The sequence below is a fragment of the Thalassospira lohafexi genome (assembly GCF_002844275.1).
GTDB classification, from domain to species: domain Bacteria; phylum Pseudomonadota; class Alphaproteobacteria; order Rhodospirillales; family Thalassospiraceae; genus Thalassospira; species Thalassospira lohafexi.
The window spans coordinates 41,939-66,557 of sequence record NZ_NXGX01000008.1 but is presented as its reverse complement, the minus strand read 5'-3'; the positions used below and the strand labels follow the sequence as shown (position 1 = coordinate 66,557).

At 55.8% G+C, this 24,619-nt stretch carries 28 protein-coding genes and 1 tRNA gene; 16 read left to right on the top strand and 13 right to left on the bottom strand.

What is annotated here, in order from left to right:
• Positions 1-14: 14 nt before the first annotated feature.
• Genes COO92_RS18190 through COO92_RS18165 form a run of 6 tightly spaced genes read right to left on the bottom strand, consistent with a single transcriptional unit; the run spans position 15 to position 6,035 of the window.
• The gene (locus COO92_RS18190) at positions 15-524 is read right to left on the bottom strand and encodes a phosphatase domain-containing protein (RefSeq protein ID WP_240626507.1); all 510 of its coding nucleotides are present in this window, start codon (positions 522-524) and stop codon (positions 15-17) included.
• Entirely contained in the window at positions 521-1,111 is a 591-nt protein-coding gene (locus COO92_RS18185) for a histidine phosphatase family protein (RefSeq protein WP_101304422.1), read from the bottom strand. The genes COO92_RS18190 and COO92_RS18185 overlap by 4 nt, the downstream gene beginning before the upstream one ends.
• 34 nt (positions 1,112-1,145) lie before the next feature.
• The gene (locus tag COO92_RS18180; RefSeq protein ID WP_101304421.1) at positions 1,146-2,234 is read right to left on the bottom strand and encodes an MBL fold metallo-hydrolase; all 1,089 of its coding nucleotides are present in this window, start codon (positions 2,232-2,234) and stop codon (positions 1,146-1,148) included.
• Positions 2,234-3,331 (bottom strand): ABC transporter ATP-binding protein, encoded by a 1,098-nt coding sequence (locus tag COO92_RS18175; protein WP_101304420.1) that lies wholly within the window; start codon positions 3,329-3,331, stop codon positions 2,234-2,236. The genes COO92_RS18180 and COO92_RS18175 overlap by 1 nt, the downstream gene beginning before the upstream one ends.
• The gene (locus tag COO92_RS18170; protein WP_101304419.1) at positions 3,319-5,058 is read right to left on the bottom strand and encodes an ABC transporter permease; all 1,740 of its coding nucleotides are present in this window, start codon (positions 5,056-5,058) and stop codon (positions 3,319-3,321) included. Before COO92_RS18170 ends, COO92_RS18175 begins: the two co-directional genes overlap by 13 nt.
• Positions 5,058-6,035 (bottom strand): ABC transporter substrate-binding protein, encoded by a 978-nt coding sequence (locus COO92_RS18165; RefSeq protein ID WP_206186433.1) that lies wholly within the window; start codon positions 6,033-6,035, stop codon positions 5,058-5,060. Before COO92_RS18165 ends, COO92_RS18170 begins: the two co-directional genes overlap by 1 nt.
• Before the next feature lie 199 nt (positions 6,036-6,234).
• Here COO92_RS18165 and COO92_RS18160 point away from each other — a divergent pair, with 199 nt between their 5' ends.
• Positions 6,235-7,017 carry a DeoR/GlpR family DNA-binding transcription regulator gene (locus COO92_RS18160; protein WP_101304418.1) on the top strand — a complete coding sequence of 261 codons (783 nt, stop codon included), beginning with the start codon at positions 6,235-6,237 and terminating at the stop codon, positions 7,015-7,017.
• Positions 7,018-7,046: 29 nt separating this feature from the next.
• On the opposite strand, the gene COO92_RS18155 is transcribed toward COO92_RS18160, so the two are convergent.
• A complete protein-coding gene (locus COO92_RS18155; RefSeq protein WP_101304417.1) occupies positions 7,047-7,883 on the bottom strand; it encodes a hypothetical protein in 837 nt (278 codons plus the stop codon).
• Between the two features lie 157 nt (positions 7,884-8,040).
• A complete protein-coding gene (locus COO92_RS18150) occupies positions 8,041-8,316 on the bottom strand; it encodes a class II glutamine amidotransferase (protein ID WP_240626506.1) in 276 nt (91 codons plus the stop codon).
• Here COO92_RS18150 and COO92_RS18145 point away from each other — a divergent pair.
• The gene (locus COO92_RS18145; RefSeq protein ID WP_240626505.1) at positions 8,311-8,688 is read left to right on the top strand and encodes a hypothetical protein; all 378 of its coding nucleotides are present in this window, start codon (positions 8,311-8,313) and stop codon (positions 8,686-8,688) included. The genes COO92_RS18150 and COO92_RS18145 overlap by 6 nt on opposite strands.
• Positions 8,689-8,702: 14 nt before the next feature.
• Here the strand turns inward: COO92_RS18145 and COO92_RS18140 are convergent, their stop codons facing one another.
• Positions 8,703-9,476, bottom strand: a complete 774-nt coding sequence (locus tag COO92_RS18140; protein ID WP_101304416.1) for a class II glutamine amidotransferase — start codon at positions 9,474-9,476, stop codon at positions 8,703-8,705.
• 196 nt (positions 9,477-9,672) lie between these two features.
• On the opposite strand from COO92_RS18140, the gene COO92_RS18135 reads away from it, so the two are divergent.
• The 12 genes from COO92_RS18135 to COO92_RS18080 all read left to right on the top strand — a co-directional run bounded on the left by COO92_RS18135 (position 9,673) and on the right by COO92_RS18080 (position 17,428).
• Positions 9,673-9,748 (top strand) — tRNA-Thr (locus COO92_RS18135).
• Between the two features lie 218 nt (positions 9,749-9,966).
• Positions 9,967-11,679 carry a hypothetical protein gene (locus COO92_RS18130; RefSeq protein WP_101304415.1) on the top strand — a complete coding sequence of 571 codons (1,713 nt, stop codon included), beginning with the start codon at positions 9,967-9,969 and terminating at the stop codon, positions 11,677-11,679.
• Positions 11,679-12,275, top strand: a complete 597-nt coding sequence (locus COO92_RS18125; RefSeq protein ID WP_101304414.1) for a hypothetical protein — start codon at positions 11,679-11,681, stop codon at positions 12,273-12,275. Before COO92_RS18130 ends, COO92_RS18125 begins: the two co-directional genes overlap by 1 nt.
• Positions 12,276-12,598: 323 nt before the next feature.
• On the top strand, positions 12,599-13,759 hold the full coding sequence (locus tag COO92_RS18120) for an RNA polymerase sigma factor (RefSeq protein WP_101304413.1): 1,161 nt from the start codon (positions 12,599-12,601) through the stop codon (positions 13,757-13,759).
• Between the two features lie 135 nt (positions 13,760-13,894).
• The gene (locus COO92_RS18115) at positions 13,895-14,218 is read left to right on the top strand and encodes a RebB family R body protein (RefSeq protein ID WP_022730202.1); all 324 of its coding nucleotides are present in this window, start codon (positions 13,895-13,897) and stop codon (positions 14,216-14,218) included.
• A gap of 256 nt (positions 14,219-14,474) precedes the next feature.
• Positions 14,475-14,810: a RebB family R body protein gene (locus tag COO92_RS18110; protein ID WP_101304412.1), complete on the top strand. Its 336-nt coding sequence runs from the start codon at positions 14,475-14,477 to the stop codon at positions 14,808-14,810.
• 125 nt (positions 14,811-14,935) lie between these two features.
• Positions 14,936-15,277 (top strand): RebB family R body protein, encoded by a 342-nt coding sequence (locus COO92_RS18105; protein ID WP_101304411.1) that lies wholly within the window; start codon positions 14,936-14,938, stop codon positions 15,275-15,277.
• An 11-nt stretch (positions 15,278-15,288) separates the two neighbouring features.
• Positions 15,289-15,606: a RebB family R body protein gene (locus tag COO92_RS18100; protein ID WP_240626504.1), complete on the top strand. Its 318-nt coding sequence runs from the start codon at positions 15,289-15,291 to the stop codon at positions 15,604-15,606.
• Positions 15,607-15,768: 162 nt separating this feature from the next.
• Complete coding sequence (locus COO92_RS18095) at positions 15,769-15,993, top strand: RebB family R body protein (protein WP_022730198.1); 225 nt, start codon at positions 15,769-15,771, stop codon at positions 15,991-15,993.
• 122 nt (positions 15,994-16,115) lie between these two features.
• Positions 16,116-16,439 (top strand): RebB family R body protein, encoded by a 324-nt coding sequence (locus COO92_RS18090; protein WP_022730197.1) that lies wholly within the window; start codon positions 16,116-16,118, stop codon positions 16,437-16,439.
• Positions 16,440-16,502: 63 nt separating this feature from the next.
• Positions 16,503-16,766: a RebB family R body protein gene (locus tag COO92_RS18085; RefSeq protein ID WP_022730196.1), complete on the top strand. Its 264-nt coding sequence runs from the start codon at positions 16,503-16,505 to the stop codon at positions 16,764-16,766.
• A gap of 92 nt (positions 16,767-16,858) precedes the next feature.
• Positions 16,859-17,428, top strand: coding sequence for a hypothetical protein (locus COO92_RS18080; protein ID WP_101304410.1), 570 nt, complete (start codon positions 16,859-16,861; stop codon positions 17,426-17,428).
• Between the two features lie 71 nt (positions 17,429-17,499).
• On the opposite strand, the gene COO92_RS18075 is transcribed toward COO92_RS18080, so the two are convergent.
• The 3 genes from COO92_RS18075 to COO92_RS18065 form a co-directional block, all read right to left on the bottom strand.
• Positions 17,500-18,804 carry an adenylate/guanylate cyclase domain-containing protein gene (locus COO92_RS18075; RefSeq protein ID WP_101304409.1) on the bottom strand — a complete coding sequence of 435 codons (1,305 nt, stop codon included), beginning with the start codon at positions 18,802-18,804 and terminating at the stop codon, positions 17,500-17,502.
• 180 nt (positions 18,805-18,984) lie between these two features.
• Positions 18,985-20,613 (bottom strand): ATP-binding protein, encoded by a 1,629-nt coding sequence (locus tag COO92_RS18070; RefSeq protein WP_101304408.1) that lies wholly within the window; start codon positions 20,611-20,613, stop codon positions 18,985-18,987.
• Complete coding sequence (locus tag COO92_RS18065) at positions 20,610-21,335, bottom strand: response regulator (protein ID WP_101304407.1); 726 nt, start codon at positions 21,333-21,335, stop codon at positions 20,610-20,612. The genes COO92_RS18070 and COO92_RS18065 overlap by 4 nt, the downstream gene beginning before the upstream one ends.
• Positions 21,336-21,541: 206 nt before the next feature.
• Between COO92_RS18065 and COO92_RS18060 the strand changes: the two genes are divergently transcribed.
• Entirely contained in the window at positions 21,542-22,195 is a 654-nt protein-coding gene (locus tag COO92_RS18060; protein ID WP_101304406.1) for a hypothetical protein, read from the top strand.
• 226 nt (positions 22,196-22,421) lie between these two features.
• On the top strand, positions 22,422-22,922 hold the full coding sequence (locus COO92_RS18055; protein WP_101304520.1) for a GNAT family acetyltransferase: 501 nt from the start codon (positions 22,422-22,424) through the stop codon (positions 22,920-22,922).
• Between the two features lie 64 nt (positions 22,923-22,986).
• Here COO92_RS18055 and glpD read toward each other — a convergent pair whose 3' ends face one another.
• The gene (gene glpD, locus COO92_RS18050; protein WP_101304405.1) at positions 22,987-24,555 is read right to left on the bottom strand and encodes a glycerol-3-phosphate dehydrogenase; all 1,569 of its coding nucleotides are present in this window, start codon (positions 24,553-24,555) and stop codon (positions 22,987-22,989) included.
• Positions 24,556-24,619: the final 64 nt, after the last annotated feature.

The following is a 24,619-nucleotide window of genomic DNA, read 5'->3' as shown; positions in this document are numbered from 1 at the left end:
TCAAAAATCGCACCCTAAAAATCGCCGGGTGCACATTGCAAACAGGTCAAACCCATCTCGCGCCATTTATCGACCACCCGGCTGCGGTCATCGACGACCAGCCACGGATCAAAGCCGTCGGCACGGATTTGGGCCAGAAGGTCTTCTTTGACTTCTTCATCCGTGCGGTGATCGGCATCGATGGGGCGCAGGTACATGCCATCAAATGGAATGTTATGGGCGCGCAGCCATGCTTCGGAGCGATGTTGCCAACCGGCGGGGCGGCCGGAGCAGATGACAATCGCATGGCCCGAGGCATGCAGGATGCGCAATAACCGTTCGATGTTTTCAATCGGCTTGGCCAAATCCATGGCGTCAAAGAACGCATCCCAGTGTTTTTCCACACCATGAACCAGATGCCCCAGGGTATCGGCATCGAAATGCGCCAGTGTTCCATCCATATCAAACACCACCGCGTCACGTGCGTTGCGTGCATTGCGTGCAGTGCGGTTGGGGCCTTGCGCATTGGTCTGCGGTTGGTTCACGCGGAAATCTCCTTGATCAGTGTTTCGGTCAAATTTTCATAGTCCCAGCCGGTGGCGGTCGGGCGGAACAGCATCGGGGTGGCGTTGGGCAGGCGTGGCCCATCGGCCTCAAACCCGGTCATATACAGAATGCAGCGCGCCACGCCTGAATGGGCAACAACAACACAGACGTTATCGGTGACCTCGGCCAATGCCTGTTGCATGGCAAAGGACACACGCTGACACATGGCATCAAACCCCTCGCCGTTTGGCGGGGTGTCAAAGCGCGGGCAAAGCTCGGACACCGGGCGGCCTTCAAGGTCGCCCCAATGGCGTTCGCGCAATCCGTCCAGAACATGGGCGGTATAACCGGGCAAAGCCAATTGGGCCGTTGTGCGCGCCCGGTCTTGCGGGCTGACATAAACCGCCTGCCATGTGCCGAGCGCCATCAGATCGGCGATTGCGGCGGCCTGTGCGCGGCCGGTATCGTTTAAGGGCGGCTCGGTCGATCCGGCAATGATGCCTGCCCGGTTGGCATCGGTTTCCCCGTGCCGGATGAAGACAAACGGCACCTTGGGAAAATCGAACTTCTCAGCGGCATAGATCATGACCCGGCATCATCCCTTTGAAAAAGCATCTGCATTATAAATAGAACCGATCAGCAAGCTGTAGCCGCCCGTCGAACCCGTCGACAAGACCAAAGTCCTCTGGCCGACTGTTAAACAGCGGCACGACCTGCATCGCGTGGCAGTCATTGGCAACATTCACAACGTGCTGGGACAACGGATGCACGTTCCAGCGGCGGAAATGCGCGTGGCCCTTTTCGACCATTTTGCGTGCGTTTAGCGGCATGAAGCCGGTAAAGATCACATGCGCACTTGATCCCAGTCGCCCGGCATCGCCCCAACCGTCAATCAGTTCGCGGGCCTTGCCAAAGGTCGCGCAGGGCGCGTGACAGAGCAGCAACCGGGCATCAGGATTGAAATGCTTTGCCTTGTCTTTGAGCAACCGCAAACGCCGGATCGCATCGCCGTCGACATAATCACTGCCACGGGCATCAAGAACCTGTTTGACCTGCCCATAACACCGATCATCCATCGACCAGTCGGTCAGACCATTGCGTTCAAACAGCAAGGCCATTTCCGCCGCCCGGCCACTGGGCGGCACGGGAAACAGGATTTGACCATCCAGTTTGGTCATGGTGGTCAAAAGGCTGTCGATCCGCACATTCTGGGTAAGCCCCTCCATACCATAGGAAGCATCAAGCAACACGGTGGCCGCATCGGGCGGCGTGTCATAGAGGAAGTAATCGGATTCCTGACAAAAATCGCCGGAATACAACACCCCGCCACCCAGTTCGAAATGCAGCCACACCCCACCAAACGAATGGCCGGTGCGCCCGGTGGTCACCGTCACGCCATCGACCTGTATTTCCCCATGGGGTGGCAGTGGAATAACATTCGCCCCCCTGGGCAGTGATTTCGCGGTGACTTCGGTGCAATAAATCGGCAAGCCAGCAGCAACGATTTCATCGGCCGCCCCGATATGGTCAATGTGGTCGTGGGTAATGAAAACAGCGTTAACTTTGTTCAGCCACGCCGGATCGAACCCCTGATCGCTTTCGGGGCCAACGCCGCAATCAAGCAGCCAGCGCCGGTTAAAAAATTCAAGCCGCAAGCAGGCCGGGCCTTTTTCACCCAAGCCAGACAGAATACGCATCCGGGCTGACATCAGGCGGCCTCACCTTGCATGCGGTCAAACACCCAGCCATCGGATACTTTTAATCCGACGTTTTCGCCAATGCGCGCCCGTCGGTTGGCATAAACCGGCAAGACATGATCACGATCCTGCCCGATCCGCACCGACAATCGGAACCGTCCACCGAGATAAACGCAATCTTCGACAGACCCGCGCAACGCCCCGGCATCATCGACCCATACGTCTTCGGGGCGCAGGCAAAGACCCGCCTGTCCGGCATGTGCCGCCGCCCGATTGCGCACGAAATTCGGACAGATGCGCGCGGCAACATCCGTGTCGCCAAGCCGCACCGAACAGGTTCGATCATCGGTGATCGACACGTTGCTGATCGGCAAAACCGCCCCGGCCCCGACAAAGCCCGCCACCATCAAATCAGCCGGTTCGCGGTACAGGGTTTCGGGGGCGGCCATTTGGCGAATATGGCCCTTGTCCATCACCGCAATCCGGTCGGCCATGGCCATGGCTTCGGCCTGATCGTGGGTGACGTAAATCATGGTCGCGCCGGTGCGGCGATGGAAATCCAGAAACGCCTGCTGCATGGTTTCGCGCAAATGCACGTCCAAATTGGCCAGCGGTTCATCAAGCAACACCGCACGCGGTTCCATCACCAAACAACGCGCCAGTGCCACACGTTGGCGTTGACCACCGGAAAGTTCGGTCGGGCTTCGATCCGCATAAGGGCCAAGGGCGACGGTATCGAGGGCGGCCTTGATTTTATGATCGCGTTCGGCGCGCCCCAAACCGCGAACTTCCAACGGATAGCCAACATTGCGCGCCACCGACATATGCGGCCACAGGGCATAGGATTGAAACACGATGCCCAGATTGCGCATTTCCGGGGTGACCATGATGTTGCTTTGCGGGTCGGCAACCACCTGCCCGCCCAGCGAAATCACCCCGCCATCGGGTTCTTCAAACCCGGCCAGCAAGCGCAGCAATGTGGTTTTGCCACATCCCGACGGGCCCAAAAGGGCGACAAATTCGCCATCGGCGATATCAAGCGAGACCTGATTGACCGCGCGATAATCGCCAAAACTTTTGGTAATACGCGAAAGATTTATGTCTGCCATGGCACAACTCCCTTGGGCAAACGACGCGATGCCAGCTGAAAACAGCTCATCAACGCAATCACCACCAGCACGACCATAACCGCCACGGCCGAAGCCAGAACGGTGTCGCCACTGTCATCAAGATTGAAAATCAAAACACCCAGCGTTTCATTGCCCGACGCCCACAACAGGGCCGATACGGTCAATTCGTTGAATGCGGTTAGAAACACCAAGAGCGCCCCGGCGGCCGCCGACGGGGCGGCGAGCGGCAACAAAATGTCGCGCAAGCGTCGGCCAAGTCCGGCACCACACGCCTGTGCGGCTTCTTCGAGTGCCGGGTCAAGCTGGCTAAAGCTGTTCATCACGGGACGCAAGGCAATCACAAGGAATCGTGCCAGATAGGCAATGAAAATGATGCCGAGCGTGCCATAGAGGCTGACATCAAGCAGTGGAATACGGATAAACAGCAAGATGCAGGCAATCGCCAGAACCACACCGGGCAAGGCATAGGGGACTTCGACCAGAAGGTTGATCAGCTTGGTCAGACGCGAAGGACGGCGCACCATCACATAGGCCAGCGGCAAGCACACCAGAACCAGTGTCACCGCCGCCCCGACCGACAGCATGAAGCTGTTTTGAAAGGCGCGCGCGGTTGAGGGCTGAACAAACAGCACTTCGCGGAAGGCCGCGAAACTGTAGTTATCGAAATTCAGTTTCACACCAAAGGCCGGGACCAGCGATGTTGCAATCAGGGCCAATAACGGTACGACCAGAATGGCCACCAGAACCGCCCAAAGGATTGCCTCAATCAAGGGACGCCGTGCACCAAGGGAGATATCAAGTGGGCGTCCGACCATGCCCATCAAACGATAATCGCGTTTGGACAAAAGCCGGTGATGAAGGGCGACCCCGCAAATCGCAATCGCGCCAATCAGCATGGCAAGGACCGAAACCTCGCCCAGTACCGACGGGCCAAAACCGGCCAGCTTTTGATAAATCAGGGTCGGTAAGGTCGCATAATTTGCCGGAATGCCCAGCATCGCGGTAATGCCGAAATTGCCCAAGGCGGTGACAAAGGCCATGGCGGTGCCGGCAATCAGGCCGGGGCTGGTCAGCGGCAGGATGATTTGCCACCACAACCGCCCCCCGCGTGCGCCGGCCAAACGGGCGGCTTCGATCTGTTCACGGGGGAGCATGCGCAAATTCGCACGCAGGGTCAAAAACACGATGGAGGCATGTTGAATGCCCAAAAGCAGTGCGATGCCTTCGGCAGAATAAAGCGGCTGGGGCGATCCCATCGCCGGGGCGATGCCAAAGGCATTTAAAAGCGCGCTGCTGGGGCCAGTCAGTTGCACCCAGCTAAGTGCTGTGATTTGCGGCGGGATCATCATCGGGATCATAAAGCAAAACACCAAGGCGGCCTTGGCGCGCACATCGGTCAGGGCCACCAGAAAGGCAAAGGACCCGCCGATCAAAAGGGAAATGATCGTGCCAAGACCCGCGGTATAGAGGCTATTGGCCGTGGCCTGCCACGTTGATCCATTGCCCAGAACATCGCGGAAATAGTCAAAGGACGGCACGCCGCCGACCATGACGCCCTCAAACCCGAGGCGGACAATCGGCAGGATGGACACGACAAAGACCGGCACCAACAACCAGTACAGCAACCGGTCCGAAGACCGGTTGCTGTTTGAACGGGCTGTGATCATGCCGGGCCAAAAGCCGCGAAGGCGACTTACAGCCTGCATTACTCAGCCCCAAAGATGTCGGCGAATTTCTTTTTGTTGGCGTCGGCCTGTTCAAGGGCAATCGCCGGGTTGAAATCCATCAGTTTGATGTCTTTGCGGGCCGGGAAGCCTTCTGGCAGGTCCATGTCGTTACGGGCCGGGATATAGCCCATATCAAGCACCAGTTTCTGACCGGCATCCGAGAGGACAAAATCAACGAACTTATGCGCCGCATCGACGTTTTTGGCGTCTTTCATGATCGCGACGGGTTCGGTCACATAGGTGACACCTTCGGTCGGGAAGACGAAATCAACCGGCGATCCTTTGGCTTTGCCCCGGATGGCAAGGAAATCGACAACCACGCCATAAGGTTTTTCACCCGATGCAACGGCCTTGAACGTGCCACCGTTGCCACCCTGCGCGCGGGCATCATTGGCGGCCAGTGCCTGATAGTAGTCCCAGCCAAGGTCTTTGTTCTCGGTCAGGGTGGAGAGGTGAATAAGGGCCGCACCGGAATAAAGCGGGCTTGGCATGACGATCTGATTTTTCAGCGCCGCATCAGACAGGTCAGCCCATGATTTCGGGGCTTTGACCGCAGTATTGTAAACAATGCCCGTCGTGATCAGTTTGGTCGAATAGTAATAGCCTTCGCCGTCATACAGCGCATCTTCATACGCACTTGCTTCGGGCGATTTATAGGCCTGAAGCTGACCTTCCTGCTTGAGCCCTTCGAGCGTTACGGTATCGGCAATCAGAAGGACATCCGGGCGCGGGTCGCCTGCGGCGATTTCGGCGCGCAGTTTGGCCATCAGTTTGGTGGTGCCATCGCGAACCCACTCAACTTCAACATCCGGGTTGGCCGCCATAAAGGCATCAACCGTGGTCTGGGCATCCTGGGTCGGCTGGCTGGTGTAAACAACCAGTTTTTCGGCCGCCTGGCCAACAACCGGCAACATCATTGTGGCAGTCGCCACCGCAGCAAGAAGAACGTTACGCATGTTTGACATCCCTTGATCGAAAAGAAGGTTTCGTTCGAAAACTGTTCGATCCGGAAGCTATCGGGATTTCCGTAACAGTTGTGTGACAACACCAAGAATTAAATGTTTCAACAGGTGTAACGGGCTTTCCAGCCACAATCAGGCCTGTCTATACTCAGGTCAGAAACGAAACCGCACCTTTCGAACGAAAGAATATGATGTGACTGAAATCCCTGATGCCGTGCCGCTTGACCGTCGCCGCGACCGCATTGTTGCCCTTGTAAAATCGTGTGGCTTTATGGCGGTTGAGGAACTTGCACGGCGGTTTAATGTGTCGGTTCAGACCATCCGGGCGGACCTGCGCGATTTGCAGGAACAGGGGCGTGTGTTTCGCCGTCACGGGTTGGCAGGCCCTGCCCCCGATCCGGATAATTCGGCCTATGAAAAACGCGAAGTCTGGAACCGAACCGGCAAGCAGGCGATTGCAGCCAAGATCGCCGAACTGATCCCCGAGGGCTGCACGATTGCGATTGGGACGGGCACGACCGCCGAACTGGCGGCACAGTATTTGTCATCGCACCGCAATTTAACCGTGCTGACCAATAACCTGCATGTGGTGATGACATTGCAAAACGCGCCCAACGTGACCCTGCGTCTGGCGGGTGGGACGGTGCGGACCCGCGATCTTGATATCATCGGGGCCGATAGTGCCGATTTCTTTGCCAGCATGCGCGCCGATTTCGGGATTGTCAGTGTCGGGGGGATGTCAGATGACGGCGATTTGCTTGATTTCAACATGGATGAAGTCCGCGCGCGCCGCGCACTTGTATCGTGCTGCGATCATGCGATCCTGATGGTCGATGAAAAGAAAATGGGCCGCAAGGCGCTGTGCCGTGATGGGCATGCCAGCGATTTTCAAACCGTGTTGCTCAATACCGCGCCGGGGGATGCGTTGCAACGTGCGCTGGTTAAGGCGCGCAGTCAGATCGTCGTTGTATCATAGGCGTTGAAATTCAGGGATCGGCCAAAGTTTCAAGGCCCCCCGTGAATAACACTTAAGATAGGCTCGCCGTAGTCAGCTCCCCATGTATTTTGAGCAAATTCAACAATTGTTCCGGGAGGTACTGTATATGAAAGCTTTGTATCAAGATCAAAACGGTCCTCATTCACAACGATTAGAGGTGTCGCATCAAAATTGAAGTAAATGCCAGCTCCAAAATAGTTTTTGATAGGCTGAGCGTATTTCCAATCACAAACTTTTTCCGATGTGCATGGAAGAACTTCCTCAAGGGGTGTCGTCAACATTTCGCCCAACCCCAAACGCTCGCCGCTGATACCGTTTATCCAGAACAAATTATAATCCGGGTCCTGTATATACCATCGCCCGTCATCCGGATTTTGAACTTCAAGAAAAGTGTGAGAACCTGGCTGAGGTGAGAAAACATGGACCTGCCGTGATGCATATCCCAGTTGATTAAGTATGCCTGTCATTGCATTCGACCGAGAAGAACACATCAATTCCAAGGGCTCTCGCTTGCCGTCACTGACGGCTAGAAGAGCCCGGATTACGCCACCAGTATCATAAGGGTGTGGATCTTTACCAAAATCATGGTCAGCATGAACACTATTTCCATAGACAAAATCACGCACGGCATCGACCTTATCAAAGAAACCGGCATCATTCTCTGTGTTTAGATGCTCTAGAACTTTGTCGATGCAACATTCAGGGGTTCTGCCTGCCAGATAGGCGTGAACCTTGGCAGGCCAAGCCTCTTTATGTGCAAAATATCCTAACAATGCAGCACCAACTGAAATACATCCAATCGAGGAGACAAGGAAAAGACACAACAGCAACCACTTCTTTTGCATAAATCTCAAACCTATATGCCAAGTTACAATTTTCGAGCAGTTCAAGATACTATTCTAAAATACATGTGATAATCACGTTAAGATAACTAGCTTTTCAAAAGGTAAGCTAACCATGAAGTTTTGATTCCATTAAAAAACACTAGACGAATCACTGTTTTCACGCCACACCATTCCAACTATTAGTCGAAATAGTTGGCTCCTCACAAACATTAAAATCACGACCAACGTGCAACGTATGGTTCTGTGCAACAGCCTTCCAGCTTTCACTTTCCATATCAAGCGGTTCAGACACAATGATCACATGGCCGTTGCGTTTGCGCCAATAGAGTGAGGGCGGTTTGTCATCGCTGGCGTGACGGATGGCACAGATGGAGTTGCCGTTTGACAGGCAGGCGGTAAAGCGAAACGGAGCGGTTGCGCCACGGGTTTGCATTTCATTTTCGACGATTTCGATGGTGCGGCGGATGGCGCGGTGCGGACCCGTGATCTTGATATCATCGGGGCGGACAGTGCCGATTTCTTTGCCAGCATGCGCGCGGATTTCGGGATTGTCAGTGTCGGGGGGATGAATGATGACGGCGACCTTCTGGATTTCAACATGGACGAGGTGCGCGCCAGACGGGCGCTGGTGTCGTGTTGTGATCATGCTATCCTGATGGTCGATGAAAAGAAAATGGGCCGTAAGGCGCTGTGCCGCGATGGGCACGCCAGCGATTTTCAAACCGTGTTGCTCAATACCGCGCCGGGGGATACGTTGCAACGTGCGTTGGTTAAGGCGCGCAGTCAGATTGTGGTTGTTGCCTAAACCTTACCAAGGCGTCACGCAGCCAGCGTTGCATCCTCAGTCACCACCAGATTACCATCGACATGCAGGGTATGGTTCGGTGCCACGGCGGCCCAACTGTCGGCGTCTGTATCAAGGGGTTCGGACACAATGATCACATGGCCGTTGCGTTTGCGCCAATAGAGTGAGGGCGGTTTGTCATCGCTGGCGTGACGGATGGCACAGATGGAGTTGCCGTTTGACAGGCAGGCGGTAAAGCGAAACGGGGCGGTTGCGCCACGGGTTTGCATTTCATTTTCGACGATTTCGATCGTGCGGCGGATGGCGCGGTGCGGGTCTTCGACCAAGCCCAGTGTGAGCATCAGGCAAAAGATCAACTCGCTGTCGGTGGAGCCTTGGCGGGCGGCGTAATGTTCATCGTCAATCATCGCTTCGAGTGACCGGCGGACCAGCGGGTAGTCGCCAATCTGACCATTGTGCATGAACAGGTATTTGTCATGCGCAAACGGATGGCAGTTTGACCGGCTGGTGTGTGTGCCGGTTGAGGCGCGCACATGGGCAAAGAACAGGCCCGACTGAATGTGATGGGCCAAGGACCGCAAGTTCGGGTCATTCCAGGCTGGCAGGATTTCGCGGTACAGCCCCGGTGTCGGGCGGTCATCATACCAGCCAATGCCAAAGCCATCGCCGTTGGTGGGGGTTTTTGCCTGTTCGGCATGCAGGCTTTGATCGACCAGTGAGTGGCGCGGTTCAAACACCAGTTTTTCCAGATAAACCGGATCCCCAATATAACTCAGCCAGCGACACATACCCGATCCCCCAAAAACTGCACTTCAGACGGTGCACATCTAAGCCACATAATACAGCACGGTCAATGTGATATTATGTTGAACCGTCGTGATTTAAAGACATGGCGTTTGTCAGGCCCCTGTTCGCAGAAAGAACAATAAACCACTTGCCAACCCGGATGTTTGACCGTATTTTCCGCGCCACAAAATGAGTCGTGCTGGCGTAGCTCAGCTGGTAGAGCAACGCATTCGTAATGCGTAGGCCGTAGGTTCGAATCCTATCGCCAGCACCATTTTGCACCACACAAAACCCCGTTGGGCTTTATCGCCCTTCGGGGTTTTGTGTGTCTTAGTTCATATCTCAGATAGCTAAAGTTTTCACACAACCCCACCGAGAAACGTCAATTTGCACGGAACCGTTTAAATCCTTGCAGATCATGGAAGACAGTCTGGGCGACCGTACTGACCCGATCATGTCGCCTTCTGCAAGGGCAACACTGGGGATGCGTGCATGACAGACAGTCAAAAGCCCACGGCTCAACCAACCGAGAAAACCACCGACCAAGGTACTGACAAAGCTACGCCCTATGCGAGCTTACCGCCCGAACATCAGGATGCGCTTGATGTGATGGCGGCATTGTGCCGTGAATACGGGCTTGAGGAGCTGGCACCGGGGCTTTTGCACAGCAGTTCGCTTTTTCCCGACCCGGCCACCAGCCCGGCCAGTAGCGGCAGCACGCCGCGGGACAGCGGTGCACAGGTTCACCAGCCCATATATGGATTTGACGCGGAACCGCAGGAAACCGCCTTTTCGATCATTCAGAAATTCCTGTTTGATCGCGATCCAAATGCGCCCGATGCCAGCCGAAATCAGGCCGGACTTGACGGACATATCCCCGACCCGGCCAGCGTTCTGGCCAAATCCATGCAGTCATCCCCCCAAACCCGTGCAGATCAGCGAAAGGGACCCGACATGACCCAGTCTTCCGAGGCCTCAAGCACCCCTTCCTATGACAGTGCGGCCGCACAGTGGCGCCTGATCACCACCCGCCCGGACGGCAGTGAAACCGATCTTGCCGGGGCGGTGATCAGCGATGATATGTTCCGTACCGCCATGCCGCAGCTTCAGGGCAAGGACAGTCAGGATGCCGATGTTCCCGACTGGACAATTGATCTTGCGCAATGCCTGCCGCTGGCGGCCGGGCGCACCAGTGCGCAAACCGCCATCAGTGCCAAACTGGTCGCACTCGACACGCCAGCACTTCTTGGGGGCTGGTGCCTGAATGTTGGGGCGAATGCCGGTACAAATGCCAGTACAAGTGCAGGTGTTCAATCGGAACTGGCGATTACCGTGCCCAAGACATCGCCGTCGCAATTGCGCGCCTTGTTGTTTGACACAACAGTGACCGATCAGGCGCAGGAGCCCTATTCGGAAATGGCGACCTATGGCGGGGGGGCTTATGCGCTTCATCTTGAGCAAACGATTGGCGATGTTCCGAGCGGCACGACACCGAACCTTGCGCTGATCCGCCTGATTTTTGCCGATCGTCCTGCGGTTCCGGCCCAGTTGGAATATGTCGGCACCTTGCCCAGCCCGACCTTGCGCGGGACCATTCCGATATCCCCGACCCATGCTATTCCGTTCTGGATGCAAATCACCCCGCCCAGCGAAGGCGACAAGGGGGCGGGCCTCGTGATCCTTGTGCAATATGATCAGGAAGTCAGTTTCAATGTCACAGCCCAGTTGCTGACATCAAGCAAATCATGCACGCCAACGGCGATTTTAAATTGCAGCGGGCAAAGCGATAACAGTGCGTGCCGTGCGGCGAGCATGATCGCCAATGCCAATGGGCGTCTTGAAACCACGCTGACCGGGCTTGCCACCGCCCCGACCCCAGACGAATTGGCGGGATATGGTTTTTGCCTGGACGGTGGCACGTCAGATACGTCCAAGGCGGTCCCGACTGTGACTCCGGCCGTGGAATCCAATGCCAAGCCCGCAACCTCGTCCCCCACGTCAGCCGCCAAAACCCCGTCTTCTGGCGACGCTCAAAGCCCCCCATCGCCACCGCAAGACACCCCGGACAATGGCGATAGCAAGAGTAATGATGATGGTAAAGACCAGCCGTCCGGTTCGAAATCCGGCGGGGGTGGTGGCAAAACCACGCAGGGCGGAACGGGTAAATCGGCCACCTCAGGCACGACCAGCAAGGGAGGTTCCTGATGGCGGGTCCGGGACAGTCAGGCATTGATACCGCCAGCAGCCGCAAGGATGCGGTCAGAAAGGCGTTCAATCAGGAATATATGGCCACCCAGCAGGCGATGTCGCAGGCTGCTGAACGCGCACGCACGCAGGTTCTCGATCAGCGTTACACCATCAGTTCGCATGCACAGGATGTGAAGGCCGGTGCCACCGCGCCGCAGTCGCCACTGGGGACGCAACAGGGGACGCAAACTGGTACGCAAGCCGCTCCGGCAGGCAACCAGCAGGCAAAACCCCAGCCACAGCCACAGGGCGCGCCCTATATGGGCAGCAGCCCGGCTGGTGGCGGCGCCCATCAGGTGATGTTCGATATTGCCAATGAAATCCGCAATATCATCAACAAAGAAGTCGACCAGCGCATGCAGATCCTTGCCGCCCGGGTTGAAGCCGCGATTTTGCAATCGCTGCCGACGGAAACCGCCGACACCACGGATGCAGATCAGGCCGCGGACGCGCCAAAAGGGGCAAAACGCACCGCTGCCAGTAAGGCAGACACATCAAAGAAAACCGATCCTCAAGATAGTACGCTGTCCTCAGCGTCAGACAATCCGCCCTAACAGAACGGATCGGCCCGAGGGCCAAGACCGTGGTTATTGGTGATCGTGCAGCTCACTGAGATACGGAAAACCGCTGTCTCCCGAGACCATCACTTCAGGATTTTGGCCGCGACACCAGACCAGATCCAAGATTGCGTCCCACGAATTCCAGCATTGATCCACCCCCTGCCCGCTTGGGCCGGGGACACTTTGACGAGCACAGATTTACAACCATTGATTGCAGTAAATACTTTTATTCACAATCACTCGAATAGTACGTCATACTAGTTACTGCAAAACTTAATCAGCCTAAGGTTGCAATCTGTCAACTGGAGGGATCCATAGTGCAGAACGAAAAGAATACTCAACAGGACGAGGTGAACTTCACAGAGGCAGAATTGCGGTTTGCCCGCAGCCTTGAAGATACCTTAAATCAGGCTCTGGGCGACGGCGACAATGTCACGTCAATCTGGTCACGGTTAAAACCCGAACAACGTGTGCGGGTTGCCGAGGGATATCTTTCACAACTTACCCCCGCAGATCCTCCGCAGGATGGCAGCGCCATCGACGACGCGCGACAAAGCGATCCGGCCCAAGCTTTTGGGCAGCGTGATGCGACACCCGATTTCAGCGCATCTGTCGCACAAGCACAAACTGCGTCACCGGCGCTCAATAGCGCGCCCAACCGTCAGGGCCCGCCGCCCGGCTATCCCGCAGATTTTAATCCGCTTGCCGGTTTCCCGGGGCTGGAGCCATCGCGCTCCGGGCCAAGTCCGGAAGACATCATCGCAAGCGCCCTTCCGGGCTATCAGGGCGGATCACAGATAAGCCCGCTGGATGCCCTTCGGGGGTTGTTGCCCGGCGGCTTTGACTATCCGGCCATGCCGGGCACACAAACACCCCGGCCCCAGCACAGCGATCCAGCCCCGCCCCCTGAAACCGTTCCGGCGATTGATCCGGCGATTGATCCGGAACTGGGTCCGGCAGCACCGAATTTCTGGCCGCTGTGGATTGATCAGCAGGATGTTCTGCTTAAACAGTGCCTGAAGCTGATGTCGGGGAACATGGATGATGCGCAGGATGCGCTGTCCGAGGCGATGGTCAAGGCATCAACCAAGTTCGAAGCCTCGATGGATGAAATCCGCAATCACCGCGCCTGGCTTTCACGGATTGTCCATAACGCCTGTATTGATTTGCATCGGCAAAACCGGCGCAAGGCGGAATACAAGGAAGAAACCCACGGCGGTGCGGATGTTCCGGTATCCCCGATCAGCCCGCCGGTTATTCCCAGCCCGGAAGAATCGTTTTTAACCAACGAAAAGCTCGACCAGCTCGAAACTGTCCTCTGTGCCCTTCCTGAAAAACTGCGCAAGCCGCTTTTGATGCGCTGCGTTCAGGACCGCAGTTATGACGACATCGCGGTCGCCCTGGGCCTAAGCAATTGCGCCGTGCGCAAACGTGTCCAACTGGCACGCGACCACCTGAAGGATGCCGGCATTCAATAGTTGGCAAATAAATGAAAAAGACGCGTCACAACCCCAAACACCCAGCGTCTTTAGATTGAAAACGGGACGGCGAAACCCCGTCAGGATCACAACCGCAAGCAGTCCACAGCACACCTACACGAAGGAGACTTTACAATGGCGATTCCGACCCCGGTAAATGGTCAGATCACTGATGCAGTCACCCAGACAAATGTGAAAGTTTTGGGCGACGCCCCGGCAATGGCAATGGGCTCGATTTTTCAGTCCCTCGCACATTCCACCGGCATCCTCTATGAAAACGCCGTCAGCGCACAGCAGCAGATCGGCATCACCTCGCAGGCCGCGACCAATCAGGGCGTCATCCAGATCTATTCGGTCGATACGATGGCAGACTCTGTGGCAACCTCGAAAATTGCCAAAAGCGACGTGCCCGACAATATGCTGTCACTTCTGACCGCACTTCAAGCCACCAAAGGCTGATCCCGTTTACCTGTCAAACATATGGCAGGCTGGTCCCGCTCCGGATCTTCTGACACACGGGTCACCATCAAATCGGGCGGTCGTTTCCATCAGCGACCGCCCGATTTTACATGGATCGCGCCCCAATTTGCGGTCCGCAAGTTTTTGCACAAGTTCCGTCACAACCGATCTGGCCCCCCGTCATCTGACTGATCCCGCAAACCACGCGGAAAAGGGCCGGATTCCGGCACTTCTTTAGGCAACCAGGAGATACACAATGGCTGATAACACTCCGGTCAATGGCATGATCACGGATGCAGTAACCCAAGCCAACGTAAAGGTTTTGGGGGATGCTCCTGCCATGGCCATGGGCTCGCTGTACCAGTCGCTGGCGCATTCGCACGGCATTCTCTATGAGAACGCCGTCAGCACCCAGCAGCAGGTCGGCATCTCTTCACAGGCCGCAACCAACCAGGGCGTCATTCAGGTCTATTCGGTCGATACCATGGCCGGTGCCGTTGCCACCTCCAAACTCGCAAACAGCGATGTGCCCGACAACATGCTTTCTTTGTTGTCGGCTCTTAAAGCAACGACCGGAACGTCCGTGTCGTAACACCAGATTGGTTTCGCCGCCGAACCGGCCCGGCATGCAGTCGCTTGCCGGGCTTTTTCCATCACAAAAGTCGCTGGCGCACGTCATACCGATAAGTCCCCATTTCGCCAGCCAAGGAGACGGACATGCCGGCACCATCGGGAACACCCCCACAAGACGGCACGCAAGCAGATCAAAGCCAATCCACCCCGCCACAGCAGCCGCAACAGCCGCAACAGTCCTGGTACGTCGCAGAACACCCCCCCTGTCAGGTGTCCAGTCAGGTCACCGACAGCGTTGCGATGACCAATGTCGCGACCATTGGTGTCGGGCCAAGTTACGCCGCCCTTCAATCCATGCTGGGTCAGTCGCAATCCCAAAGTGTCTTGATGGCCAATATGGTTTCCGCCCAAAGGCAAAATGCGATGGTTGGCATGACCACCATGACCAAGGGTATCGAACAGATCATGAATCGCCGTAACCAGTAAGGATCAAAGCGATGAGCAATTCCCATGAAGTTGACGAGCAAATCACCGACAGCGTGACCCAGACAAACACCACCGTCATTGGCAATGGCCCGGCAATGGGGACCATGCAGTCCTATCTGTCCCAAGCACAGGCGCAGGGCATTCTGTTTGCCAATATGGTCAACGAACAGCAGCAACTGGCTGTGGCAAGCCTTGCCACCACCATGGAATGCGCGAAATCGACCCTGTCGGTTCAGGACAACAAACCAAATTTTTTTACGGCGGCTCCTTTGAATGTGCGTCAGTCGACCAATCCAGCGCAGAAGGATCCGAATCACAATCCGACGTAAATGACGGCGACACTGCCCCCGAAGCCCCGCCAGACGACGACCCACCATGGTGGGAACAACTTGATGAACGTTTCGTGGGTAAGGGTAAGGGCAACGTCACGACCGATGAGCAATCCGAAGGAAATGGCACCTCAGGTGTGTCGTGAGGACGGAGCATAAACCATGAACGATATCGTCAATCCACAAGTCACAGATGCGGTCACCCAGACCAACGTAAAGGTTCTGGGCGAAAGTCCGGCACAGGCGGTGTCGATGGCCTTGCAATCGCATTCCCATGCGACGGGGCTTGCCATGGAAAATGCCACATTGGTTCAGGGCAACATGCAACAGGTCGTCAATACATCGACATCGAAACTGGTCGCCTTGATCACGGCACAGGCGGGATAGCCGTCAATCGGCAAACGCCCCCGAAAATAATCGGCAAACGATCTGGCGAAATTTGATCACAATTCTTCTCATCATGCGTCAAAAGGTGTGCGGTCAGACAGACCGCTTATTCGGAGGATACAATGGCTATTCCAACCCCGGTGAACGGTCAGATTACCGATGCAGTTACGCAAACTTCGGTAAGCGTTCTTGGATCCGCACCCGCCAATGCGATGGGCTCGATCTATCAAAGTGCGGCGCATTCAACATCCATCCTGTTCCAGAACGCGGTGCAGGCCCAGCAGCAATCATCGATCTGCTCGCAGGCCGCCACCAACCAGGGTGTCATGCAGCTTTATTCGGTCAACACCATGGCCGGTGCAATGGCAACGAACAAAGTGTCAAATTCCGACAACAGCAATACGCTTTTGACACTCCTGATCATTTTGGCAGCAACCCGCCGCTAGGCACATGACATGACCCGTCCGATCCATCATCGGACCATGGTCACTTAAACTGAGGGCGTGCAGATGGCAGACAACACCCCCGTAAATTCACAGATCACGGATGCCGTGACACAAACCAACGTCAAGGTTCTTGGCGAAGCGCCTGCCCAGGCGATGGGGCTTGTGTATCAAACCATGGCGCATTCCATCAGTCTTTCGATGCAAAATGCCATGCAGACCCAGGGCGGCCTGCAGCAGATCGGCAATGCCGTCACGTCGAGCGCGTGCAAGATGATCCTTGATACATCTGGCGGCGGCATGGGCGGCGGAGGCAACAAGAACCAGTGATTTCTGAATGGTCATTCGATGGGCCATGAGGATGTGCCCCAACAGCATTGAACAGACGCGCAAAACACCCGTCAAAGCAAATGAGGTCCTTCATGGCAGACGATGACACCCCCCCAAAGCCAGCCAACACTGAACCCAAGGGCGCGGATGATCCGACCACGCCTGATGCCGCAGACAACGCGGATGCCAAAGATACCAAGGATGCGAGTGGCGGCAGCACCGGAGCCCCGGATGCCCCCAAAGCATCGGGCGGCGATGGGTCAGACAAGGACACGCCCCCCTCGGACAGCCCGCCTGCCGCACCTAGTACGCCCCCGCTCAGCACGGCTTTGAACCCGCAGATCGTTCAGGCGGTTGGCACAACCAACCATGCGGTTCTTAACGGAGCCATTCCGGGGGCCAATGGGGTGGCCTATCAAAAGGTGGCGCAGGCAGCGGCCTACGCGGTACAGGATTCCACCGATTACATGCGCAACATCATGTCGATGGCATCGGCGACCACCGGTGTCGCCATGCAAAAGATGCTCGCAGAAAATACGCCGGACCCGTACAGCAAAATCATCGAGGCCGCGACCAAGGCCGTCGCAGATGCCCAGAAAACCTTTAGCAGCGTCGGCGAAGCCGCAAGCGGTGTTGTGAAGGATTTTGACAGTATGGCGTGACGGCATCTGCCGTCTGGCATCTGGCATCTGGCAGATGACAGCAGTGTCTTGAATGCTGAGCGGCTGGGATCTTACCCAGCGCGCATCAGTTCAAGACGATGGCAGGCCTCGGAGAAGTCCGGGGCGAACAGCTTGACACTGACGCCGGTCCCTTGCAGCTCATAAGCCCCCATTTCCACGGTCGGACAGGAAATGAAGCTGGCGACGGTCTGACTGACCAGAACGCGTTTGCCCAGTTGCTTGGTCAATTGTTCGATACGGGCGGCTTCGTTTGCGGCCTGACCCACCACGGTGAAATCGACCCGTTCGGGAACCCCGACATTGCCATAAATCACATCCCCGACATGCATCCCCAGCCCGTAATCAAACGGCGGTTTACCGGATTCTTCGCGGGTCGCGTTGAGCTGATCGATGTTGAGCTGTGCCTCGGCAGCGGCATACAGGGCGGAAACGCAGGCGGTTTCGACATTGTTTTCATTTTCGTCAATCGGGAAAATCGCAAGTGTCGCATCGCCGATATAGCGCAGAACCTGTCCGCCGTGTTTCAACACCGCCCCGGCGGTTGCCGAGAAGAAATCATTCATTTCGCCCAGGAACGCATCGTCCCCAACATGGGTTGCAACCGATGATGAGTTGCGCATGTCCGAGAACCAGATCACCGCACGGGTTTTGGTGCTGTCGCCCAGTTTGATCTGACCATTGCGCACGCGTCCACCGGCATCTGATCCCAAATAGGTTTCAAGGATGGTTTTGGTTTCTTCGTGGTTGATGCGCATTTTGCACGACACGGCAAAGCGGCGCTGAATCCCCGACAGCGTTGCAAGGTCTTCGTCGGAAAAACCACTGGGGCGGCGCGTCATATAGGTCATGAAAATGCGGTTACTGCCCAGCGTGCTGTCACGGTCGGTGACAAAGGGCGTCATCAACGCATAGTAATCTGTGCCGCGATTGCGGCGGAAACTTTCAAGGATCGGGAAATCAAGAACCGCGCCCGGCCCGATCAAATGGCGGCGCATGAAACTGACATCTGAATCCGCCATCCATTTAAGCGGACTGTCGGCCCAATCGGGATCATCATCGCGCACCCCCATATGGGTCGAACGTTCAACCGAATTGCTGTCCTTTGACCAGACATAAGAAACCCCTTCGTAAAGGGGGTGCAGGGTTTTGAACGCCACCATCACACGGTCGATGGGAATACCGGCCGCAACCAACCGACGCACCATGCCATTGAGGATCTCTGAAATGTCGGTATCTTCGAGCGCGCATTCCATCACCCAGTCGTTGACAGACCGGACAAACCCGCGCGCTGCCTGCGCCGAATTGGTGCCGGGCAACGATGTCACTACCGATGAAGATGCATTTTTGTCGCTCATTGCCTGCTCCGCAGATTTCGTGCCTTAACTATCGCATTGCCTAGATAGAACAGCAACGCAATTTCGCAATTGCGAATTGGGAAACAGTCTCTTTCCCGCCAGACAAATGACCATCAGTCATCAATTATGCAAGTTCGAATTTTAAAAAAACTGTAACCTGCTGAATTCACGAGATATTGTTTACAATTTTGCAGGCGGAAGATAGATCCGGGCCCGCAATCCACCCTGCGGTGCATCGTCAAGATAGATTTCGCCGCCATGGGCCCGAATGGCTGTGCGCGCGATGGCCATCCCAAGACCAATCCCCCCGGTATCGCGATTGCGCGACTCTTCAAGCCGGAAGAACGGTTCAAACACCTGTTCGCGTTGATCAATTGGAATGCCCGGTCCATCGTCAGATATCTCAATCCAGAGGCCGTCATCATCGGCATCCTGTATGGCGACTTCGACCGTGGCCCCATATTCAAGCGCGTTGGATACCAGATTGCCAAAGGCACGTTTTATCGATAGCGGACGGCATGGGTAAACGCGCGGCGTGACCTCGCCGGAGAATGCGATGGGACGCCCGGTTTCGGCCAGATCTTCGACCGCGGATTCAACCAGTGCGGCAATATCGATTTTGCGGGTTTTCTCGTTGGCGGTTTCTTCGCGCGCGAAGGTCATCGCGGCTTCGACCATCTGTTCCATTTCATTGAGGGTTTCAATGATCCGTGCGCGGTTTTCCGGGTCTTCGACAAATTCGGCGCGCAACCGCAAGGATGTTATCGGCGTGCGCAAATCATGCGAAATCGCCGCCAGCATTCTGGTGCGGTCTTCGACAAACCGTTTTAGACGCGCTGTCATGCGGTTAAACGCCTTGGCCGCACGGCGAATTTCAAGTGGTCCGGTTTCTGGCACCGGTTCGGGATAATCACCCCGCCCGACCCGGTCAGCCGCCCGCGTCAACACCGCCCATGACCGCGAAATACGCCGGGCCAGAAAGAATGTGATGATCCCGATGACAAGGGCCGACATCACAACCCGGATCACATTATCAAAGACAAACCGTGGCGGCGGTGTCACCCCGCCAATCATCGCTTCGAGCCAGATGTTGGGTTGTCCATCGTCGGTGATCTTATCGGGTAAAGTTGAAAAGATCGGCACGGCAAGCTGCATCACCGGTGCGCCATGACAATCAAACCGGTCAAGATACCGCAATGCCCATGGGACATAGCGTTTCCCATGCGGGTTGTGATCAGGTTTCTGCAAATCGGGTTGATCACGATCCTGATCGAGATCAGGAACACCACGATGTTTTGTATCAATTGCTTCTTTGACGATGTCGCGGGCATCTTTGTAGGACGATATGTCGTGCTTTCGCCCGTCATCGGGAAACTGTTCTTCGCGGATGTTTTGCAGATGATGCTTTTCCGCCCAACAAGCATCTTCTGCCAGAATATCGGCCTTTGCCTGTACCTCTGGCGAGGTCGCCAGAAAGGCGTTCAGGCGATCAGTCAATCCTTGTGATACCAGTGTATCGGCATTAACGACGTCTGACGTTTCAACCAGCCGCAAACGGGTTTGTGACGACTGGGCAACACGTAGTACATCCGCCCAGTTTTCCGACGGTGTGGTCGACAAAATGCGTGAAATCGCCGCCACACGCCAAAGCGCATTGCCCCGTCGTTCCGAGGCAACCGCATCGCGGCGTTCCTCGGCCAGCATGATCCCCAAAACCACATGGGTCAGAATGATCGCGCCCAGCAGCAAAAACACCAGTTGCCCGGTCAGGGTTCTGGGCCAAAGGCGCGTGATCAGGCGGCGGGTCATATCTTTGTCACCTCGCAGGTGAACATATATCCCCCACCCCATACGGTTTTAATCAGGGTCGGGTTTTTCGCATCACTTTCGATTTTCTTGCGCAGGCGGCTGACCTGATTATCGATGCTGCGGTCAAAGGGAATGGCATCGCGCCCGCGCGTCAGATCAAGGAGCTGATCGCGGTTCAAAACCATGTTGGGATGTTCGACAAAGGCACAGAGCAAGCCGTATTCACCGGCACTGAGTGGCAGAACCACATCGGTGTCATCACGCAATTCATGACGGGTCCGGTCCAGCACCCAGCGATCAAAGCCAATCTCGCCGACTGGTGATGGTCCCTTGCGCCCGACGGGCAGGCTTTGGGCGCGGCGCATCACGGCCTTGATCCGGGCGAGAAGTTCACGCGGGTTAAATGGTTTGGCCAGATAGTCATCGGCCCCCATTTCAAGCCCGATGATCCGGTCGGTTTCTTCGCCAAGGGCGGTCAGCATAACCACCGGTACATCATGATTTTCGCGCAACCAGCGACACAGGCTGAGCCCGTCTTCGCCGGGCATCATCAGATCAAGCACAATCAGATCAGGATGCAGGTTATCGCCCATCAAGCGGCGCAATTCGCGGCCATCCGATGCCAGTGTGACACGGTATTCATGTTGGCGCAGATACCGCCCAAGCAAATCGCGGATATCGCGGTGGTCATCAACAACAAGAATGTGGGGCTGGTCGCTCATATATCGCTGCCAATCATTAATCGTTAAGCCCCCTAACCTATCGCGTTGGCAGACACAGCTGAAACCTCAATTTGTATCAAATTGTCGCATTTGGCGGTTTTGATAATTGTTGCGACCAATTTCCCCTGTTTGCGGGATCATTTGGCGACAAACAGACGTCATAACAGACCTCGATAGCGTTCTCCCCCACCGACACGAGGTTCAAAATGAAACGTAAGACATCCCTTAAAATCGCCGCTGCCCTGATTGCGTCAACTTTGCTCGCACTGCCAGTTGCATCGGCCTATGCCGGTAGTGATGGCCATCATGGCGGCAGAATGCTTGAGCAAGGCCAATTCAAGGAATTTGGTTTTGATGGCAAGCACCGTGACCATGACAAGCGCGGCATGTTTGGCAAACAGCACCGCGAACGTGCAACCCCGCTTAGCGTTGACGAGGCGCGCATTCTTGTTGATGCGATGCTTTTGCGGTCCAATGTGAGCGACCTTAAAATCGGTGACGCGCTTCTGTCCGACGAGCCCGGTAAAATCGATGTCTCGCTGGTGAATGGTGCGGGCGATCTGGTGGACGTTGTCACGTTTGACGCCAAAAAAGGACGCCTTGATCACGGTGAGCGCCGGTCGCTTCGCAAATTGATGCCGCGCCCGGACAAGGAGGCACGTTTTGACCGTTCGTTTACCGACGCGCAGATGAATACGCTGGCCCAGGCGATGGTGATCCGGTTTGGCCAGGGGGAGCTTAAACTTGGCAAGATCGCCGAGACCGATCGTGGCACCTACGTCGCGACGGTGACCAACAAGGCGGGCGATATTGTGCGTGAAATGGAATTGAGCCGTGTGACCGGACGCCCGATCAGTTAACGGCTTAGATCGACCTCTACCCCAAGGTTCGGGGGTTTTATCCCAACCGATACCCCGAACCTGTCCCCGACGCCCCTGAGGTTTTCGCCTCAGGGGCGTTTTACGTGGCACGCGACGATAAACGGGGCATGAGAAGGATAGTGTAATGTCTGAATTATTTCGATTTGACCTCGGTCGGGGGTGACATCATGGTTCTTTTCTTTGACCTGAAATGAATTGCGCCATCATGATCAACACGCTGTCGGACCCCACCATCAAACCCGCCCCAAGAACAGCCACCGAAGCCGATATCCCCGCCATTTCAAACCTGTGGCAGGAAACCGGCCTTTATCGCCCCTATAACCCGCCAGAATGGGATGTCCGGTTTGCCCTTAAATCCAAAGAGGCAACCTTGCTGGTGTGGGAAGATAACAGTGATAACATCATCGGATCGGTGATGGCCGGTCACGATGGCCATCGTGGCTGGATTTACTATCTTGCCGTTGCCCCGAATTTACAAAAATCGGGACTTGGTCGGAAATTGATGGAGATCGGTGAAAACTGGCTGCGCGATCAGGGGGTTTGGCGCATGCAATTGATGGTGCGCTCGGAAAACAGCAAGACGCAGGATTTTTACCGTCATCTTGGCTATCGCGCGCTGGATGTCACGGTCATGCAAAAAGACATCGACATCCCACCGGCGGAACGCGAAGACATGACCGCGCCGCCGAAACACGCGCAAACCTGATGGAAACCGGCGTTGAAAAAGCTGTCGGCTGACGCCCTTTTTCCGGTTGCCGTCAGGGTAACAGTTACTCTGCGGCGATCTTGTCGGCTTGTGCGCCAGCCAGTCGTTTTTTCAAAACGGCCTTTTGATCGTCAGTTAACCGCAAGCCCAGCTTGGAGCGGCGCCAGATCAGATCATCAAGGTCGCGCACCCATTCCTGATCGATCAGGTATTGGACTTCGGCTTCATACAGGTCATGGCCATAGCAGGCCCCAAGATCAGAAAGGGCGTTTGCGGCCCCTAAAATGGTTTCGATCCGAGTGCCATAAAGCCGCAGCAAGCGGGTAAGCATCGCCGATGGTACCCAGTTATATCGTTTGGCAAAGACGTCATATGCATCGTCAAAGGATGCATTGGGGAAGTCGCCACCCGGAAGTGGTGCCGATGCGGTCCAGGGTTGATCATTATGGCCAAGCTGATCGGTTATGATCTGCAACGCGTGCTCGGCCAGTTTGCGATAGGTGGTGATTTTACCGCCAAAGACATGAAGGGCGGGCGCATCGTCGCTGTTGGCTTCGAGTTTGAGGGTATAGTCGCGCGAAATTTTTGAGGCGTTTTTGCCATCGCCATTGCCGGCATAGAGCGGACGGACCCCGGAATAGGTCCAGACCACATCATCGGTGCTAACGGACTTTTTGAAATAGCCGCTGGCGAGTTTGCACAGATAATCAACTTCGTCCTGATCGATTTTGACGGTTGATGGATCACCGGTAAAATCAACATCCGTGGTGCCGATCAGGGTGAAGTCATTTTCATAGGGAATGGCAAAGACAATCCGGCCATCGCCATTCTGGAAGATATAGCAATAGTCGTGGTCAAACAGTTTGGGCACGACGATGTGACTGCCCTTGACCAAGCGAATGTTCGCCTTGGTTTTGGACTGCACAGCGCCGCCATCAGGTTTGATCAAATCAGCACACCAAGGCCCGGCGGCATTGATCAGCATTTTACCCGTCACAACGCGGTCTTGATCATGATCAGCGTCGCGCAAGGTGACGTTCCATTGCCCGTCCATCTGCTTTGCGCCAACGCATTTGGTGCGGGTCAGGATTTCAGCGCCGCATTCACGGGCATCCATGGCGTTGAGCACCACAAGACGGGCATCATCGACCCAGCAATCGGAATAGACAAAGCCCTTGGTCACATCCTCACGCAGCGGTTCCCCCGCCACATGGGACGCGAATGAAATGCCCTTGGATGCCGGGAGTTTTTTACGCCCGCCCAAATGATCATATAAAAACAGGCCCAAGCGGATCATCCATGCCGGACGCAGATCCTTGCGGTGCGGCAGAACAAACCGCAGCGGCCAGATGATGTGCGGCGCATTGCCAAGCAGCACTTCGCGTTCGGTAAGCGCCTCGCGCACCAGACGGAATTCATAATGTTCGAGATAGCGCAGACCACCGTGGATCAGCTTGGTGCTGGCCGAGGAGGTCGCGCTGGCAAGGTCGTTTTGTTCACACAGCAAAACCTTCAGGCCGCGCCCGGCGGCATCACGGGCAATCCCGGCACCATTGATGCCGCCACCGATGATGATCAGATCATAATTGGATGTGCCGGAGTTTGATGTGCCAGAATTTGACGTGCCGGGCATTGCGGTTCTCTCTGCGTTTGATGGGTTGGTATCGCCATAAATAGTTCATTTTCGAAAATTTACA